Here is a 16,632-nt window from a genome sequence, read left to right as displayed (position 1 = left end):
GCTCAGTCCTCCCGCACCGCGACGTCGAGCGTGGTCGGGCGCACCACCGTCTCGAAGGAGATGTGCTCGGGCACCGGGTCGGTGCGCAGCACGGCTTCGATGCGCAGGCGCAGGACGCGGTCGATCGACTCGCCCTCATTCTTGTGGAGCTGGACCTTCACGCCGGTCAGGCGCGGCTCGAAGCGGGTGATGGTGGACTGGATCTCACGCGACAGGGCGGCGCGGCGTTCCTCCTCGGTGAAGGAACCGGCGGTGGGGTCGGGCACGCCGTAGCCGATCGGCGACAGGGCCAGTTCGGTTAGCCCGGTCGGCGGCGGCAGGCGGCGCCGCCGCGCGTTGAGCAGGGCCTCGAGATCGCGGCGCACCGCGGTGCGCAGTTGGTCCACCGCGAGGGATTGCGACAGCGGCGGGTCGCGCGGACTGTCCGGATCGGCATCGAGCAGTCGATCGAGCAGCGGAAGGCGGATACGCGGGCTGGAGCGGTTGTCGCTCATTGTGCTGCCCTCAGTCCCCGGGCGCGGCCCGTCCGGGCCGCTGGGCTCTCGCGCCCGGCACGGACGCGCCTGCCGCGGTCGTTGGCCCGGGCGCGGTCGCGCCGCCAGCACCCAGCCCAAGGCGTGGCCTCGGGCCGGTCCTGGCTGGCGAAAGGACGCGAGACATCGGCCTGCCACGCGCAGCAGGCGCCGACCGACAGGGCTGCGGGCCGAAGGCATGTCGCGGTCGGGCGCGCTGGGTGCATCAATCGAAGGTGATCTCGGTGAGTTCGGCGAGCGTCTTCGCATCCTCGCCGATGAGGAACTCACGCATGCCCAGGCCGCGCACCAGGCCGGCATCGTCCTGCCATTCGGTGCTGCGGCCGAGACGCAGCAGGTTCGGCATGTCCTTGGCCGTCCAGGGATAAACGGTGGGCATGTAGACCACGCCCTCCTGGCCGTCCTTGGTCTCGATGGTGCAGCGGCGCCAGTAGAGGTCACGCGGGCGCTTCGGCTCATCGAAGGACAGCGCCCGCAGGCGCTCGATCGGCACCCACATGTATTCGCCGCCGGCGGTGTGTATCTCGATGAAGGATGCGAGCACGTCGTCGGCGTCGCGCAGGTCGTCGAAGGCGACGCCGTCGATCTTGCCTGGCGCGCGGGGGCGCAGCGATTCGACCTCGGCGGCCGCGGCCGCGGCACCGGCGTGGTCGCCCGACCGCACCAGCGTCACGGCGCGCGCGGCCGCCTTCTGCGCCTCGGTCGGGTCATCGCCCTGGAACTTCGGCACGCGGCCTTCGGTGAAGACCTGGCGGCGCACGACCTCGGCGCGCAGCAGCTGGCGGAATTCCATCACGGTGGGGGACGGCGTCTCCTCGATCACCGCGTCGAGGGCGCGGTCGGCGCGCTCATACTCGCCGGCAAACAGGAGCATCTCGGAGAGCAGCCAGCGCGCCCCCGCATCCCGTGGAGAGGCCTTCACCGTGGCCGTCGCCGCGGCGACCGCCCCTTCGATGTCGCCTGCCTTGAACGCTTCACCTGCCGTGATCATGCCGCTTGCCTCGCCGCCTGGAGATCCGTCACGAGGCGGAAGGCCGCCCCCACCTCGTCCAACTGGTAATGCGGCTGCAACAGGACCGTGCAGCCGTAGACGCCGGGTTGTCCCGGCTTCTCGCGAACCTCGACCCGCGCTTCGCGCAGCGGGTAGCGCGCACCCGCATCGCCCGCGCCACCGGCCGAGATGTTGGTGAAACCCTGCAACCACCGCTGCAGGCGCCGCTGGATGTCGTCCGCGGTCTGGAAGGAACCCACCATGTCGCGTCCCATCAGCTTCACGCAATGGGCGAAGCGGCTGACGCAGAGCATGGCGTTAAACTGCGCCGACAGGCGCTGGTTGGCGTTGGCCGCGGCCGCCGTCTCCCCGGTCATGCGGGGCGGTCGGTGGATCGACGGTGTCGCCGCGAAAGACGCCTCGGGCAGCAATTCCAGCCCGATCATGGGTATGAATCCTGCCTCGACCGCTTGGCGTTCCTGGTCGTCGGTCAGGGCGACCTCGACCGGCGGGCGTAGCGTGCCGCTGCGCGGATCGCCCGAGAGGCGCTCGAAGGGCAGGTCCTCGATGACGCCGCCCGACGCTTCCTGGGAAATCGCGGCGCCACGGACATCGGCCGGCCAGGACGCCTTGGCGAAGGCGCGGATGGCCGCGGCCGCCAGCCCATAGGCCGGGCTGGTCCATACGCGCGCCTCCGGGCCCGGCGCGTATTCCCGGTAGCGGAAGCGGTCGGCGCGGGTCGCGTCGTCGGGCCAGGGCGGGCGGCCCAGCACGCGCGGCAGCACCACGGACAGGAAGCGGCTGTCCTCACGCCCCTGGAGAGAGCGCCAGCGGGCGCGGTCGGTGGCGCGCAGCACGTCGGTCAGGTCGGCCGCAGCCCCGACCCCGGCCCAGGTATCAAAGCCGAGCAGCGCCGGATGTGCGGCGATCGCCGCCGGGGCGAAGGCCGCCGCGGCAACGCCTGCCAGCCCGTCCAGCCCGGCGATGTCGTCGGTCGGGCTGCCCGGGCCAGGTGCATGCCGCACCTCATAGTCGGCGACCAACATGCCGAAGGGCTCGCCGCCCGGGCTGCCGAACTCGCCCTCATAGACCTGCTTGAACAGGGTGGACTGGTCGAATTCGATGGCGCGTTCGAAGTCGCGACAGATCTCCGCCCAACGCGCGGTGAACATGCGGATCTTGATGCGCGCGCCAAACGGGACACGCTCCACCAGCCAGTCGAGCGACCGCCAGCCACCTTCCAGTCGGCGCAGGCGTTCATCGTGCAGGACGACGTCGAGTTGCGAGCCAATCAGCCGGTCAAGCGCCGCGATGTCGCGGTCGACGGCCTCCTCGAGGCGGGCCATGGCGTCGGCGCGGCCGGCCTTGCTCCCGTCATGAGCGATGATGCGCTCCAGCCCATGGCCGAACCAAGCCTGGAGCGATGCGGTCGCGGATTTCTCCACGATGAAGGCGGAGACCGCACCCGCCCCTCCTGCACCAGACCTGCCCAGGAAATTCCCGGACAGGACCAGTGCACGCAGCGGCACGGGCGGGTCGGTGTCTGGCGGCCGTGATGCCACGCCGCTGTTCCCTCCCCGCCCCGCCGTTGCGTCAGGCCTTCTGCGGAATGCGCGCGACCATGCGCATGGAAGTCGAGAGTTCCTCCATCTGCAGCCACGGGCGGAGATAGGCGACGGCGTTGTAGACGCCAGGCTTGCCCGGCACTTCCTTCACCTCGACCTTCGCCTCGCGCAGTGGGTAGCGCGCCTTCAGGTCCTGGCCGGCATTCTCGTTGCCGTTGACGTAGTTGACGATCCAGCGGTTCAGCCAGATCTCGACATCGGTCGCCTCCATGAAGGAGCCGATCTTGTCGCGCGCCATGACCTTCAGGAAGTGCGCGAAACGGCTGGTCGCCATGAGGTACGGAAGGCGGGCGGAGATCGCCGCATTCGCCGTGGCTTCCGGCCGGTCGTACTTCTTCGGCTTCTGCACGGACTGCGCCCCGAAGAAGACCGAGTAGTCGGTGTTCTTGTAGTGGCACAGCGGCAGGAAGCCGAGGCCGGAAAGTTCCGCCTCGCGCCGGTCGGTGATGCCGATCTCGGTCGGGCACTTGGTGTCGCTGTCACCATCGTCCGAGGTGAAGACGTGGGTCGGCAGGTTGGACACCTTGCCGCCGCCTTCCGCACCGCGGATGGCAACGCAGAAGCCGTACTGGGCGAAGGCGTCGGTGAGCCGCGCGCCCATGACATAGGCGGCGTTCATCCAGCAGTAATGCTCGTGGTCCATCGCCTTCGGCTTGCCGTTGGCGTCGTACGGCGCCTCCTCATAGGCGAATTCCTCCACCGGGACGGTGGCGGCGCCATAGGGCAGGCGGGCGATGGTGCGCGGCATGACCAAGTTGAGGAAGCGTGCGTCCTCGGTGTCACGCAGGCCGCGCCACTTGGTGTATTCGGCCGTCTCGAAGATCTTGGCGAGGTCGCGCGGCTTGGACAGCTCGCGATAGTCGTTCATGCCGAACATCTGCGCCGAGGCGGCGGAGATGAAGGGCGCGAAGGACGCCGCCGCGATCGAGGACATCAGGCGCAGCGTCTCGACGTCGTCCGGGTGGGACGACCACTCGTAGTCGCCGATCAGCGAGGCATAGGGCTCGCCGCCCGGGGTGCCGAACTCGTTCTCGTAGATCTTCTTGAACAGCTGCGACTGGTCGAACTCGACGGCGCGCTGCAGGTCGCGCGACAGCTCGCGCTTGCTGATCTGCAGCAGGCGCAGCTTCAGGGACGTTCCCGTCTCCGAATTCATCACCAGGTAATTCAGGCCGCGCCAGGACCCTTCGAGCTTGCTGAAGCGCTCATTGTGCATGATCGCGTTCAGCTGCTCGCTGACCTTGGCGTCGATCGCGGCGATGGCGCGGTCGAAGGTCTGCGACAGGTTGCGGCTGAAGGTCACGGTGCCCTTCAGCGCTTCCTCGGTCAGCGCCTTGATCAGGTCCTGGGCGCGGTCGCGCTCGGTCTGCTTGGTGGCGCCGATGACCTGGTCGAGAAGGCCAAGGCCGCCTTCGGCTTCGGTGGTGGTGGTGGTGCCGGCCGCGGAAGTCTGGGTGCCGCTCATGCGTTCAGCCCTCCTTCTTGTCGAGGCCGAGCTCGGCCGACAGGGCGTCGAGCTTGGACTTGTCCTGCAGGACCTGCTCGAGCAGGCCTTCCAGCTCGTCCGAGCGGTCCACCTTGGACATCAGGTCGCGCAGCTTGGCCCGCGTCTCGAGCATGGCCTTCAGCGCGGGGACCTGCTCGGCCACCTTCGCCGGCTCGAAATCCTCCATGCTGTTGAACTTCAGGTTCACGGCCATCTGGCTGCCGTCGCCGGCGAGCGTGTTGTCCACCTTGATGTTCAGGCCGGGCTGGATGCGGGCCATCACGTCGTTGAAGTTGTCGCGGTCGATCTGGACGAACTTGCGTTCGGCCAGCGGCTTCAGCGGCTCGCTCGGGTCGCCGGCGAAATCCCCCATGATGCCCATGACGAAGGGCAGCTCGCGCACGATCTGCGCACCCTCCGTCTCGACCTCATAGGTGATGTGGACGCGCGGCTTCCGGACCCGCGCGAGCTTGTCATGCACGCTGCTCATCAGCATTCCTCCAAAGGGCGAGGTCCGAGGCCCATGATTACGGTGGCGGGAGACTACGCATCCAGCATGATCCGGGTCAACGCATCCGCATCACAGCCGGACCGCCTGTTTCATTCGTCGGCAACCCGGATCCCGAGGGTGGTCAACAGCAGCCGTCGGGCGGCGGCGTCGGGCAGCACCTCGGCCAGCAATTCCGGCAGGGACAGCCGCGCACGCCGGACGGCGTCGTCCAGGGTGAACGCCAGCGGCGAATGCGGCTCGGTCTTGCGGAAGAAATTGGCGATCTCCTCCAGCTGGCGGATGGCGTCGTCCCTGGTGCGCATGGGCTTGGGCCCGCCCGCCACCCCACCCGCCGCCGGAGCACCGCCGCCGGCATCGCCCGTCGCCGCCGCCTCCTCGGGTGCCTCCTCCGGCGCGGCTTCGGCCGGCGCACCGGCGATCCGGGTCACAACGTCGATGATCGCCTGCAGCGCCTCCGCCACCCGGCGAGTGGACGGCGCGCTGCCGCCGAAGCGGGTCGATAAGGCGGCATCCATTGCCGTCCAGGCGGCCAGCGCGGCGCGTGCCTCCTGCCCGGCCGTGCGCAGGGTCGCGACGCTCGCCCGGGCCTCATTCTGCAGGGCGTCGAAATCGGGCACGCCGGCCTTCAGCCGCGCCTGCTTGCGTTCGCCATCGCCGATCGCCGCGGTCTCCTCGGCGCGCTGCCAGGTGAACAGGTCGCCATCGGACCCGTCGCCGCGCTGGAACAGCGGATAGCGGCGAATCGAGGCCATCAGCGTGCCGTCTGCACCTTCCCCCGACAGGCCCCCAATCGGGGCGCCGCGGTCCTCGAGCCCGTCCTCGGTGTCGAGGCCAGGGAAGCCGTGATCCCAATACTGGTTGCACAGACCGGTGATGACCTCGGCGGCATCGGTAAGGCCTGGCAGGCCATCGACCCGGATCACCGCCTCGGCCAGCCATGACGCGACCTCGAAATCCTTCGACTTGCCGGCCAGGACATCGATGCCGAGCTTCTTTACCTCCCGCCAGGCGGTGGCGACCGCGGCCGGGTTCGCATCCGGGTCCGCTCCGTCGATCGCTCGCTCGCCGGCCCGCGCGTCATTCCGCTGGGTGCGGATGCGCTGGTACAGCGATGTCGGGGAATAGTCGGGACGCAGATCCTCGCCTGCGCCTTCACCCGCCGCCAGCGGCGCGAGAAGCGCCTCGGTATCGAGCACACCTGAACCCATCATGAACCCCCGTGTGATGCCCCTAACACCAAGACTACGGGGGCAGCGCGACGGAACGCTAGCACGCTGGACTCGTTTCGCACGCCCCCTTACCGTCCCGTCCGCGGAAGCGAGACTGCTCCGCGCGTTTCGTTCAAGTGAGGCACGTCCGACATGGTGGCGATCGACCTGAAATCACTCGTCGGGCGCATGAACGCGCTCACTCGCCGGCAGCTTGAGGCTGCGGCGGGGCTGACGCTGTCCCGCACGCATTACAATGTAGAAATCGAGCACGTCCTGCTGAAGCTGGTCGAGACCGGCGGATCGGATGTGTCGGCCGTGCTGCGCAAGGGCGGCGTCGATGCTGGGCGGGTCGCCAACGAGATCACCCGCGCGCTGGACAAGTTCAAGACCGGCAATTCCCGCGCCCCGTCGCTGTCCCCGGACATCGTGACCTGGCTTCGCGAAGCTTGGCTGCTGACCAGCCTGGAATCCGGCGCGCCGAAGATCCGCTCGGGCCACCTGCTGGCCGCATTGCTGAACGATGACGCGCTTGGCCGCACGGTGAAGGAAAGCGCCCCGTCGCTGCTGAACCTGCCGGCCGACGCGGTGCGGCGGAACCTCGGCGAGATGGCCGAGGGCAGCGAAGAAGCCGCCGAGGCGGGTGCCGAGAGCGAAGCCGGCCCCTCGGGCGGCGGCGGCGCGCCCGGTGCCGAGGCGCCGCGTTCGGGCGGCCCGCTCGACCAGTACTGCACAGAACTTGTTGCCCACGCCAAGGCCGGCAAGATCGATCCGATCCTCGGCCGCGACGGGGAGATCCGCCAGATGGTGGATATCCTGACCCGGCGGCGGCAGAACAACCCGATCCTCACCGGCGAGGCCGGCGTCGGCAAGACCGCCGTGGTCGAAGGCCTAGCCCTGCGGATCGCGCAGGGCGACGTGCCGGAGGCGCTGAAGGGCGTGAAGCTCTACTCGCTGGACATGGGCCTGCTGCAGGCCGGTGCCGGCGTGAAGGGCGAGTTCGAGAATCGTCTCAAAGGTGTCATCGACGCGGTGAAATCCTCGCCGACGCCGATCGTGATGTTCATCGACGAGGCGCATACGCTGATCGGCGCCGGTGGTGCCGCCGGGCAGAACGACGCGGCGAATCTGCTGAAGCCGGCCCTGGCCCGCGGCGAGATGCGCTGCATCGCGGCCACCACCTGGGCCGAGTACAAGAAGTACTTTGAGAAGGACGCCGCCCTGACCCGCCGCTTCCAGGTGGTGAAGGTCGAGGAACCGTCCGAGCCGCTGGCCTGCGCCATGCTGCGCGGCCTGGTTGGCACGCTGGAAAAGCACCACGGCGTGCGCATCCTGGATGAGGCGATCACCCAGGCGGTCAAGCTGTCGGCGCGCTACATCCCGGCGCGGCAATTGCCCGACAAGGGCGTGTCGCTGCTCGATACCGCCTGCGCCCGCGTCGGCATGTCCCAGGCGTCGATCCCCGCTCCGGTCGAGGACCGCCAGCGCCGCCTCGCGCTGATCGACACCGAGCTCGGTGCGATCCAGCGCGAGGAGGCGACCGGCACCAATCACGAGGCACGCCGCGTCGCCCTGGAACAGGAGCACGCCAAGGTTTCCACCGAACTCGGGGAGGTGATGAACCGCTGGGAGGAGGAGAAGGCGCTCGTCGCCAAGATGCGCGACCTCCGCCACCAGATCGAGACGGCGGCGGTGCCGATGCCGGGTCCCGACGGCAAGCCCGGCGAACCGGTGGATACCGAGTCGCTGAAGAAGGAGCTCGGGGAGACCGCGACCGCGCTGCACACGCTGCAGGGCGAGGAGCCGCTGGTCTTCCCGGTGGTCGATGGCCAGGCGGTGGCTGACGTCGTGGGTACCTGGACCGGCATCCCGGTCGGACGGATGGTCTCCGACGAGATCAACAACGTCCTGAAGCTGAAGGACCATCTGATGGAGCGCGTGGTCGGCCAGGACCATGCGCTGGACGCGATCGCGCAGGCGATCCGCACGTCGCGCGCCGGGCTGACCGACCCGCGCAAGCCGATCGGCGTGTTCCTGATGGCCGGTACCTCGGGCGTCGGCAAGACAGAGACGGCACTCGCGGTTGCCGACCTGCTCTATGGCGGCGAGCAGAACATGACGACCATCAACATGTCCGAGTTCAAGGAGGAGCATAAGGTCTCGCTCCTGATGGGCTCGCCCCCCGGTTACGTCGGCTATGGCGAAGGCGGCGTGCTGACCGAGGCCGTCCGCCGCCGCCCCTACTCCGTCATCCTGCTCGATGAGATGGAGAAGGCGCATCCCGGCGTGCAGGACGTCTTCTTCCAGGTGTTCGACAAGGGCGCGATGAAGGACGGCGAAGGCCGCGACATCGATTTTCGCAATACCGTCATCATCATGACGTCGAACGCCGGCACCGACACGATCGACAAGCTGTGTGCCGATCCTGAAATGGCGCCGGAGCCCGAGGTGCTGCGCGACAGCCTGATGCCGGACCTGCTGAAGTCGTTCAAGCCGGCCTTCCTCGGCCGCACGAACGTCGTCATCTACTATCCGTTGCCGCCCGAGATCCTGAAGAAGATCGCGGGCCTCAAGCTGCGCAGCATCAGCCGGCGGCTAAAGGAAGCCTACAACGTGCCGCTGCAGGTCGATGACGCCGTCATCGACGCCATCGTCGAGCGCTGCAAGGAAGTCTCCTCGGGCGCCCGCAACATCGACAACATCCTCAGCCGCACGGTGCTGCCGGAACTCTCGGCACGCATTCTCGAGCGCCTCGCCGAGGGTCATGAAATCCTTCAGGTGAAGGTGGCCATGAACGACGATGGCTCGTTCCGGTACGAGGTCGGTTGAGGTAAGGTTCTTCGTATCAGGAGGCGACATCGGGTCGCCTTCCGGGGGTAGGTTGGGAAAGGGAAAAGACAATGCCAATTCTGATGGAATACAAGAACATTCCTGGCGAGAGCAAGATCAAGGGCTTCGAGAAGTACATCGAGCTGACCTCGTTCGAGTTCGGCCTCGGCCGCCGGATCACCTCCGGTGTGAACTCGGTCCGCGAAGGTTCCGTCGTGAACATGAGCGAGATCGTCGTGAAGAAGTCGACCGACGGCACGACCCTGAAGCTGTTCGAGCAGGGCTGCTTCGGCAAGCTGGACAACGACGTGAAGATCTCCTTCGTGCGCACCGGCGCGGGCGACCCGCAGGAGTTCCTGGGCGTGTACCTGAAGCAGACCGGCGTTTCCGGCCTGTCCTTCAAGGCGGCCGGCGGCTCGGGCGTGGACAGCCGCCCCGGTGAGACGCTGCACATGAACTTCGGCGAGATCGAGGTGAAGTACAACCCGATCGGCGACGACCTGACGGGCAGCCCGGCCTCCACGAGCTGGAAGCTGTCGTCGATGACGAAGTGATGCCGCGCCGCTCGGCGGCGTGACATCCCCGGCGGCGGCTTCAACCGGCGCCGGATGACAAGACAGGACATGCCGTCCGGAGCGATCCGGGCGGCATGACCGTGAAGGAAACCAGGTCAGGAACCCACGCGATGTCCGGCAGTACCGTCCACATGTGCTACGGCAGCATCCGCGGCGAGGCGGAAGTTCCCGCCAATGTCATCAAGGCGCCGGCCAGCGGCGGGTGGATGAAGCTCACCAGCTGCTCGCTTGCCGCGGCCGTCAACTATGGCCAGCGATATTCGCTGCAGCTCCAGGGTGGTGGTGACGTGACGCCGATCCTCGTCAGCAAGGTCACCGATGCATCATCGACCGGGATGTTCCGCGAAGCGATACTCGGCAAGGCCGACCAGAACGCCGTGATCATCTTCATGCGGACCGGCCCTGACGGGCCGCAGGAATACATGCGCCTCGAAATTGAGAATTGCGGCATCGTGGATTTCACCGTCGACAGCAGCGGCGATGATCGTGCGACCGAGAAGTTTGGAATCAGCTACGGCCGCATGTCGGTCATCTCCTGGGGTTTTGACGCGAGCGGCCAAGCCGCCGGCCAGGCCATGGCGATGATCGAGAACGTGAGCTGACGGAGGAGATGCGACCATGCCGCTGTTGATGAAGTTTCCCGGCATCACCGGGGAAGGCACCGTCGAGGAGCACATCGGTTGGTTCGCACTGACCGGCTTCGACTGGGGCGGCACCCGCGCAGTCCGCCGCGTGTTGAAGAGTTCGGGGCAACCCGTGGTGACCATCGCTCCGCCCCAGATGCGCAGCGCCACGGTCCGCCGGAAGTCGGATTCGCAATCGGCGCTGTTCTGGATGCTCATGGTCGGCAGGGCCGCCGATGTGCCGAAGGTCACCCTGGAATGGCTGCGCACGGGCCAGGGCTCCCCGGTGTGCTACTTTTCGATAGAGTTCGACGGCGTGCGCATAGCACGCATCAGCGAGGATTCGACGGGCGACCATCCCATCGAGAGCATGGATCTCCTGTATCGTACGGTCACGCTCGGCGTTCGCGATGTGGGCAATTCGCTGACCGGTGCGCAGGACATCGTGACCTATTCGGTGCCGTTGAATATGTGACCGCCGCGGCTGCGGTGGCGGGCTGACAGCGCCATCGCCCGCTGCGTCGCACAGGCTGAACGCGATGATGGCCTGAAGGCGATCGGTACCGGGTATCGCCTTCGCACCGGCGCCGCGCGTCCCGACGGAATCACGGGCAGACGCAACCTGACACCGTCATCGTAGCGCGCCGATCAGCCCAGGGACACCCGCAGGGCCGCCGCCCGAACCTGGTCCGTCCCCGATACCCAGGGCTCTCGCGCGGTTCGTCCTCTCATACCAACGGCCGAATTCTTCGACCGCTGGCATCGGCTTCGGCCTGCGCTCGGACGCCGGGCGCAAACCCCCAGTTTGCTTGGCTTTCGCCGGGCCGCCTTCGCGGCCTCGGCACGAGCCCATGTCTCGTGCCGTCGGAATCAGACCACGCAATCCACGCCGATCGCGCTGACATTGTCGCGCGCACCGCGGCCTACCGCCTCGGTCACGATCGCCTGGGCATCCGCCCCGCCGGCGAGCATGGCCTGGATCTCGCCCTCGGCCATGGTCTTGAACAGGCCATCGGTGCACAGCAGGAAGCGGTCGCCTTCGATGATGCGGCCCGAGACCTTGTCGAGTTCCAATTCCCCATGCGCGCCGATCGCGCGGGTGATGACGTTGGCCTGCGGATGGCTCTCGGCTTCATCTTCCCGCAGCGTGCCCTGGTCGACCAGTTCCTGCACCAGGCTGTGGTCCTTGGTAACGCGCGACAGCGTGCCCTGCCGCAACAGATAGGCGCGCGAATCGCCCGCCCAAAGCATCGCGAAATGTTCCCCGCGCGCCAGCATGACGACGACGGTCGAGGCGAGGATGCGGCCCGGTCCGCGCCGCGCCGCTTCCTCCTGCAATTCCTCATGTACGGCGGTCAGGCGCAGGCGGACCTGCGCCAGCAGTTCCGCGGCGGCGAGCCCAGGGGGGACGACCTTCATCGCCGCGACGATGGCGTTTGACGCGACATCCCCCGCACCATGCCCGCCAGCACCGTCCGCCACGACCCACAGGCCGATATCCGGGCGTTCGAGCAAGGCATCCTCATTGCGCGGGCGCACCGCACCGGGATGGGTCGCGGTCAGCGAGACAAGGCGCCAGGTCATGCGTCGGCTTCCAGTAGGCTGGCAAAATCGGCGGCTGGCAGCAAAGCGGGTCGCGGCCGGATCATTGGCGGCAGGCGGCCCCCGCCGCCACTCCACCAGCCACCGCCGGGCGGCGGATCGGGTGCGTCGGCCGGCAGGTGCGTGGCATGCGATGGGGCGGGGTCGAAAGGCTCGGGAAGCGCAGCGGCCTGCACTGGTTCCCGCGCAGGCGCGGGCAGCGGTGGCGCCGCGCCGAACGGTCCATCGCCCGCCGCAATCAGCGCGGCCAGCGGATCGGCGGCATCGTCGGGCCCTGCGGAGGGTTGCGGTGCGGCATCGAGCGCGGCACCGGCGGCCGGGAGGAGTGCAGGCACCGGATCGCTCGCCGTACCCGCCGCTTCACCAAGCAGGAATGCGAGCGTGCCATCGGACGGAGCGGGCTCCGAGATCGCCTGCTGCGGCGCTGCGGGGAGCACCGCCGGGCTGCCGAGCATGTCGAGCACATCATCCCGCGGTTCCGCACGGGGAGGTTCTGCCGTGGGCCACGTCGGAGCGGGCGCGGCGATCGGGGCATCGCTGAACAAGCCAAGGACGTCCAGCCCATCCGGCGGGGCAGGACTGCCATCGACAGGCCCATCGCCGGTGGACGGCGGCAGGGCATCGGGCACTGCGGGCATCGCATCCCCGAACATGTCGAGCAGGTCGCCCGCGATGGGTTCGGCTTCGGTAGAAGCGGAGGACAGCGGCGGCGGATCGGCAGGTTCCGCCAGTGGCCAGGTGGCGGGCGTGGCGAAGCCGGGGATTTCCGGAAACGCGGCATCCGGCATTGGGATCGCGGCCGCCAACGCATCGGCATCCGCCTGCCCGCCCCGACCGGCCAAGGCCGCCGCCTCCAGCGCGGCGAACCATGCGGGACCTGGAACTGCATCGCCCGGCGCCAGCAGGGCCGCGAGCGTGATCGGGAAGCGCCGTCCGACCATGTCCTCGCTCGGCAGCATCACACCGGCCACCGCATCCGGCCCGCAGGCGCCGGCTGGCAACGCGAATCGCCAGGGTGGCGCGCCATCCCACCGTTCCGCCCAACGATCGCCGAGCCGTTCTCGCGCCGTCGCCATGCCGTCCTGCAACCAGGAATCCCACGGCCCGACGAAGCTCGTCGGCAGGCCACGGCGCACGAAATCGCCATGCGCCGGCACCTTGCCGAACAGGCCCGTCAGGGGGAGAGCGTCGGGCATCTGAACTCCGTCAGCTCGCGCAGGCCGAAGGGGTGCTGCGTGCTGCCCGCGCGCAGCTCGAAATCGATCACGCGATCGCCCTGCGTCACGCGCAGACGCAGCCTTTCGCGTGCCGGCGTGGTGGTCAGGGTGGACCCACGCCGCATCACCAGCCGCAGCGCCGACCAGGCGCCGTCATAGGCGAGCGGCCCGGCGAGCGACGGCGGGTCGAAGGTCAGCGTCGTGTTGCCGCGCGCCGGCCAGGACATCGGGATGGGTCGGAAGGCGGAATTGCGGGTGATCTCAGTCTTCACACCCTCCGCTTCCAGCGTCGCCATCTGCGTGCCGGCATCCATGCTCTGCGGCACCAGCTCGAAGCGCAGTCCGATCGAGGCGACGCCGGGGAAGAAGGCATCGCGGATCGCCCGAGCGCGCTGGAACTGCGCAAGGTCGGCCGCGGAGATCGGCGGCGGCAGGCCATCGGTTGCCACCGGCCGCCAAGGCAGTTGGGTGATGTCGGCATATTGCCGGACATTCTGCGTGAAGAACTGGTCGAACACGCCGCCCGGACCGAACAGGCGGATGAAGTCATCCACCGGCAGATCCTGGCCGTTGATGTTGAACGGGAAGCGTTGGTCGAGCCCACGACAGAACGGCGCGATCTGCTGTGCGCCGGCCGCCGCGAGTGCCGCCTTCGCCCCACCGCCACGCGCGGCGGCGGAAGCGGTGACCATGCCGTTCAACCAGCGCTGCAGCGGCTGCGGCTGGCGCACCGCCTCGGCCTGCAACCGCTGGCCGGGGTCAAGGCCCACGGAGGGCGGCGGCAGCGTGCCCGGCGGCGTGCTGGCCAGGCGCTGCACCTGGACGAACAGCTCGTTGACGATCTTCAGCACGTCATCCAGCGGCTGGCCGGCGGCGGTGCGGATCGCCTCGAAGCGCGGTTCCACGATGTCGCTGACCGGTTCGGCGCCGGTCGGCTCCGGCGGCTGCGCGGGCTGGCCCGGCGGCGTCGCGGCGCGCGGCTGCGCACCGGGGCGCGTCCAGCCCTGCGGCGGCGTGCCGACCGTCACCTGCCGCGCGATCGCGCGCAGCAGGTCCTTGATGGGCGAATTCGGCGCGCCGAGGATGTTCAGCGCCTCGGCCTGCTGCGCCAGAGCGGGCGGTAGCGGGATGAGGTTGAGATCCTCCAGCAGCGCCTGCCACTGCTTCACATATTCCTCGGCGTAGAGCCGCAACACCGACTGTTCCAACTGCACCGGGTCGTCGGTGCCGAGATTGGCCCCTTCCGCCCCCAGCACCCAGTATTCGGCAACGCCCTGACGCACCGCCTGGCCCAGCACCGGCAGCAGGCCGCGATACAGCCCATCGATGGTGTAGAGGCCGGGGATGCCCTCGGTCAGCGGCTGGCCGGAGGCGCGCACGAAGTACCGCTGGCCGGACTGGCCGAGCGCATCAGCCGGCCGCCAGGGCTGGATATTCTGCCCCGCCGTCGCCGCGATGGTCTGCAACCGCGAGAACACCCGCTGTGCCAGCGGCAGGCGGGAGAAGACGCGCCGCGCCTGGTCCACCAGCGCGCCATCCACCGGATAGCGCTGGAAGTTGCGCGCCAGCGTGGCATCGAGGTGACCCATCAGCGCATCGCGCACCGGCTGGTTCACCGCACCTGGAAAGCTGCGTTGCCAGTCGCGGGCAAACCAGTTCTTCACCACTTCAATGTCGAGAGGACCTTCCTGGCCCAGCATCAGATAGGCGCGGGTCGTGTCGTACAGCTCATCCGGCCGCTGGAAGGCACCGCGCATGACCAGTTCCATCCGCGCCAGCAGCCGTGGCAGGAAGGACCGGTCGAGCGCGCGGCGATAGGCGGCGTTGGCACCCGCCTCGAGCTTGTCGCCCTGGCTCAGCCCCAGCATCGGGCCGTCGCCGCGGGCCGCCGGCGGCAGGTCCCGCGCGGCGTCGAGATAGGGCAGGATGCGGCGGAATTCGGCATCGGAGATGCGCTCGAAGGGGACGCCCTGCGACGCCTGCTCGGATTTCGCGACCCGGTCAGCGAGGCGCTGCGCGCGCGCCTGCTCGGTGCTCCAGGCGCTGTAGCCGAACAGGCCGCCACCGGCGATCACGAGACCGGCGATCGACCATGCCGCGATGGCGACGATGCGCCGGCGCTTGTCGGCCTTGCGGTCGTTCGACGCCAGCCGCGCCTCGTTGAACACCACGTTCTTCAGGAGATTCGTGATGAAGTAGGCGCGGCCCTTCTGCTGCATCACCGCCGCCGGGCGACGCGGATCGAATCCGAAGGACCGCGACAGCGCGCCGGCCAGCCGGTCGAGCGGGCTGCCTTCCTGCGTGCCCGAAGTGAAATACACCCCGCGGAGCATCGGCGCCGGATCCAGCCGCGTCCCGCCGAAGGCCGCCGCGACGAAGGCGCCGAGTGCGCCCTCCATCGAGGCGAACTGCGCCGGGAAGCCTTCAAGTGTCGCACGCTGCTGCGGGCCACGCTCGTTCTGCAGCCGCTCGAGCACGCGGTCCTGCAGGCGGCCGAGCAGCAGTTGGAATTCCTCGTTGAACTTCGCGGCGTGGCCGGCCTCACCCGCACCTTCGACCGGGAAGGTGAAGCCCCAGACCTGTTCGCGCGCGGTCTTGTCGAGGTCGTCGAAGAATTCCATGAAGCCGGCCAGCAGGTCGGTCTTGCTGATCATGAAATAGACTGGCAGGCGCTGGCCGAGTTTCTCCTCCAGCTCCTTGATCCGCCGCCGCACGGTGCGCGCATGCTGCTCGCGCTCGGCCGGGCCGAGCCGAGAGATCATGTCGACGCCGAATGTCACCAGCACGCCGTTCAGCGGCAGGCGCGGGCGGTTCTTCTTCAGCAGGCCGAGGAAGCGTTCCCAGCCAGCCTTGTCCGCCGCCGCATCCGAATCCTGGGTGGTGTAGCGCCCCGCGGTGTCGATCAGCACGGCGGTGTCAGTCAGCCACCATTCGCAGAAGCGCGTGCCGCCGACGCCTTGCAGCTTGCCGCCGTCGCTCAGCGGGAAGTCGAGGCCGGAATTGGCGAGCGCCGTCGTCTTGCCCGAACCGGGCGGGCCGATGATGACGTACCAGGGTTGGTCGTAAAGGAACGCGCCCTTCTTGCCGGAAGCCGACTTCAGGCGGTCGAGCGCGGCAGTCAGCCGCTCGCGCATCTCGCCTTCTTCTTCGGCGGCGCGATCGGCGCCGGGGTCCGGCGCGGCGATGCCCGCCACCAGCAGCATGTCCCGGCGCGACTTGCGCCGTTCCATCACCCAGATCACCACGAGCGTCAGGACGAACAGCACCGCACACAGGATCATGCGGTTTGTTTCGGTTTCGAGCGGCCGGAAGCCACCGACCTCGATCATCGGGCCGAACAGGTAGACAATCGGCATCAACAGCATGACCGCGACCAGCGCCGCGACCGCGCGCCCCGTCAGGAAGGGACGGAAGACGTTGAGGAGTTCCATG

Annotated in this window: 13 protein-coding genes; 4 read left to right on the top strand and 9 right to left on the bottom strand. The window is 68.5% G+C overall.

The window, feature by feature from the left end; genetic code table 11:
- Positions 1-2 precede the first annotated feature (2 nt).
- The 6 genes from tssE to tssA form a co-directional block, all read right to left on the bottom strand.
- The gene (tssE, locus tag AAFN86_RS16480) at positions 3-494 is read right to left on the bottom strand and encodes a type VI secretion system baseplate subunit TssE (RefSeq protein WP_347544449.1); all 492 of its coding nucleotides are present in this window, start codon (positions 492-494) and stop codon (positions 3-5) included.
- Positions 495-738: 244 nt separating this feature from the next.
- Positions 739-1,524, bottom strand: a complete 786-nt coding sequence (locus AAFN86_RS16475) for a type VI secretion system accessory protein TagJ (RefSeq protein ID WP_347544448.1) — start codon at positions 1,522-1,524, stop codon at positions 739-741.
- On the bottom strand, positions 1,521-3,086 hold the full coding sequence (gene tssC, locus AAFN86_RS16470; protein WP_347544447.1) for a type VI secretion system contractile sheath large subunit: 1,566 nt from the start codon (positions 3,084-3,086) through the stop codon (positions 1,521-1,523). Before tssC (AAFN86_RS16470) ends, AAFN86_RS16475 begins: the two co-directional genes overlap by 4 nt.
- A 31-nt stretch (positions 3,087-3,117) precedes the next feature.
- The gene (tssC, locus tag AAFN86_RS16465) at positions 3,118-4,614 is read right to left on the bottom strand and encodes a type VI secretion system contractile sheath large subunit (RefSeq protein ID WP_347544446.1); all 1,497 of its coding nucleotides are present in this window, start codon (positions 4,612-4,614) and stop codon (positions 3,118-3,120) included.
- Between the two features lie 4 nt (positions 4,615-4,618).
- Positions 4,619-5,125 carry a type VI secretion system contractile sheath small subunit gene (gene tssB, locus AAFN86_RS16460; RefSeq protein WP_347544445.1) on the bottom strand — a complete coding sequence of 169 codons (507 nt, stop codon included), beginning with the start codon at positions 5,123-5,125 and terminating at the stop codon, positions 4,619-4,621.
- A gap of 110 nt (positions 5,126-5,235) precedes the next feature.
- Positions 5,236-6,357: a type VI secretion system protein TssA gene (gene tssA / locus AAFN86_RS16455; protein ID WP_347544444.1), complete on the bottom strand. Its 1,122-nt coding sequence runs from the start codon at positions 6,355-6,357 to the stop codon at positions 5,236-5,238.
- 150 nt (positions 6,358-6,507) lie between these two features.
- Here tssA and tssH point away from each other — a divergent pair, with 150 nt between their 5' ends.
- From tssH to AAFN86_RS16435, 4 genes are all read left to right on the top strand, one after another.
- The gene (gene tssH / locus AAFN86_RS16450; protein ID WP_347544443.1) at positions 6,508-9,183 is read left to right on the top strand and encodes a type VI secretion system ATPase TssH; all 2,676 of its coding nucleotides are present in this window, start codon (positions 6,508-6,510) and stop codon (positions 9,181-9,183) included.
- Between the two features lie 71 nt (positions 9,184-9,254).
- Complete coding sequence (locus AAFN86_RS16445) at positions 9,255-9,737, top strand: type VI secretion system tube protein Hcp (protein ID WP_347544442.1); 483 nt, start codon at positions 9,255-9,257, stop codon at positions 9,735-9,737.
- 131 nt (positions 9,738-9,868) lie between these two features.
- Positions 9,869-10,360 carry a type VI secretion system tube protein Hcp gene (locus AAFN86_RS16440; RefSeq protein WP_347544441.1) on the top strand — a complete coding sequence of 164 codons (492 nt, stop codon included), beginning with the start codon at positions 9,869-9,871 and terminating at the stop codon, positions 10,358-10,360.
- Positions 10,361-10,376: 16 nt separating this feature from the next.
- Positions 10,377-10,856 (top strand): type VI secretion system tube protein Hcp, encoded by a 480-nt coding sequence (locus AAFN86_RS16435; protein ID WP_347544440.1) that lies wholly within the window; start codon positions 10,377-10,379, stop codon positions 10,854-10,856.
- Between the two features lie 395 nt (positions 10,857-11,251).
- Here AAFN86_RS16435 and AAFN86_RS16430 read toward each other — a convergent pair whose 3' ends face one another.
- From AAFN86_RS16430 to tssM, 3 genes are read right to left on the bottom strand one after another with little or no spacing between them, the layout of a single operon-like run.
- Positions 11,252-11,965, bottom strand: coding sequence for a protein phosphatase 2C domain-containing protein (locus AAFN86_RS16430; RefSeq protein ID WP_347544439.1), 714 nt, complete (start codon positions 11,963-11,965; stop codon positions 11,252-11,254).
- Positions 11,962-13,179, bottom strand: a complete 1,218-nt coding sequence (gene tagF / locus AAFN86_RS16425) for a type VI secretion system-associated protein TagF (protein WP_347544438.1) — start codon at positions 13,177-13,179, stop codon at positions 11,962-11,964. Before tagF ends, AAFN86_RS16430 begins: the two co-directional genes overlap by 4 nt.
- On the bottom strand, positions 13,158-16,631 hold the full coding sequence (gene tssM, locus AAFN86_RS16420) for a type VI secretion system membrane subunit TssM (protein WP_347544437.1): 3,474 nt from the start codon (positions 16,629-16,631) through the stop codon (positions 13,158-13,160). Before tssM ends, tagF begins: the two co-directional genes overlap by 22 nt.
- Position 16,632: the final 1 nt, after the last annotated feature.

The sequence above is a fragment of the Roseomonas sp. CAU 1739 genome (assembly GCF_039839775.1).
Taxonomy (GTDB): domain Bacteria; phylum Pseudomonadota; class Alphaproteobacteria; order Acetobacterales; family Acetobacteraceae; genus Neoroseomonas.
The sequence above is the reverse complement of the archived record's forward strand: the minus strand, read 5'-3'. Positions and strand labels throughout refer to the sequence as shown.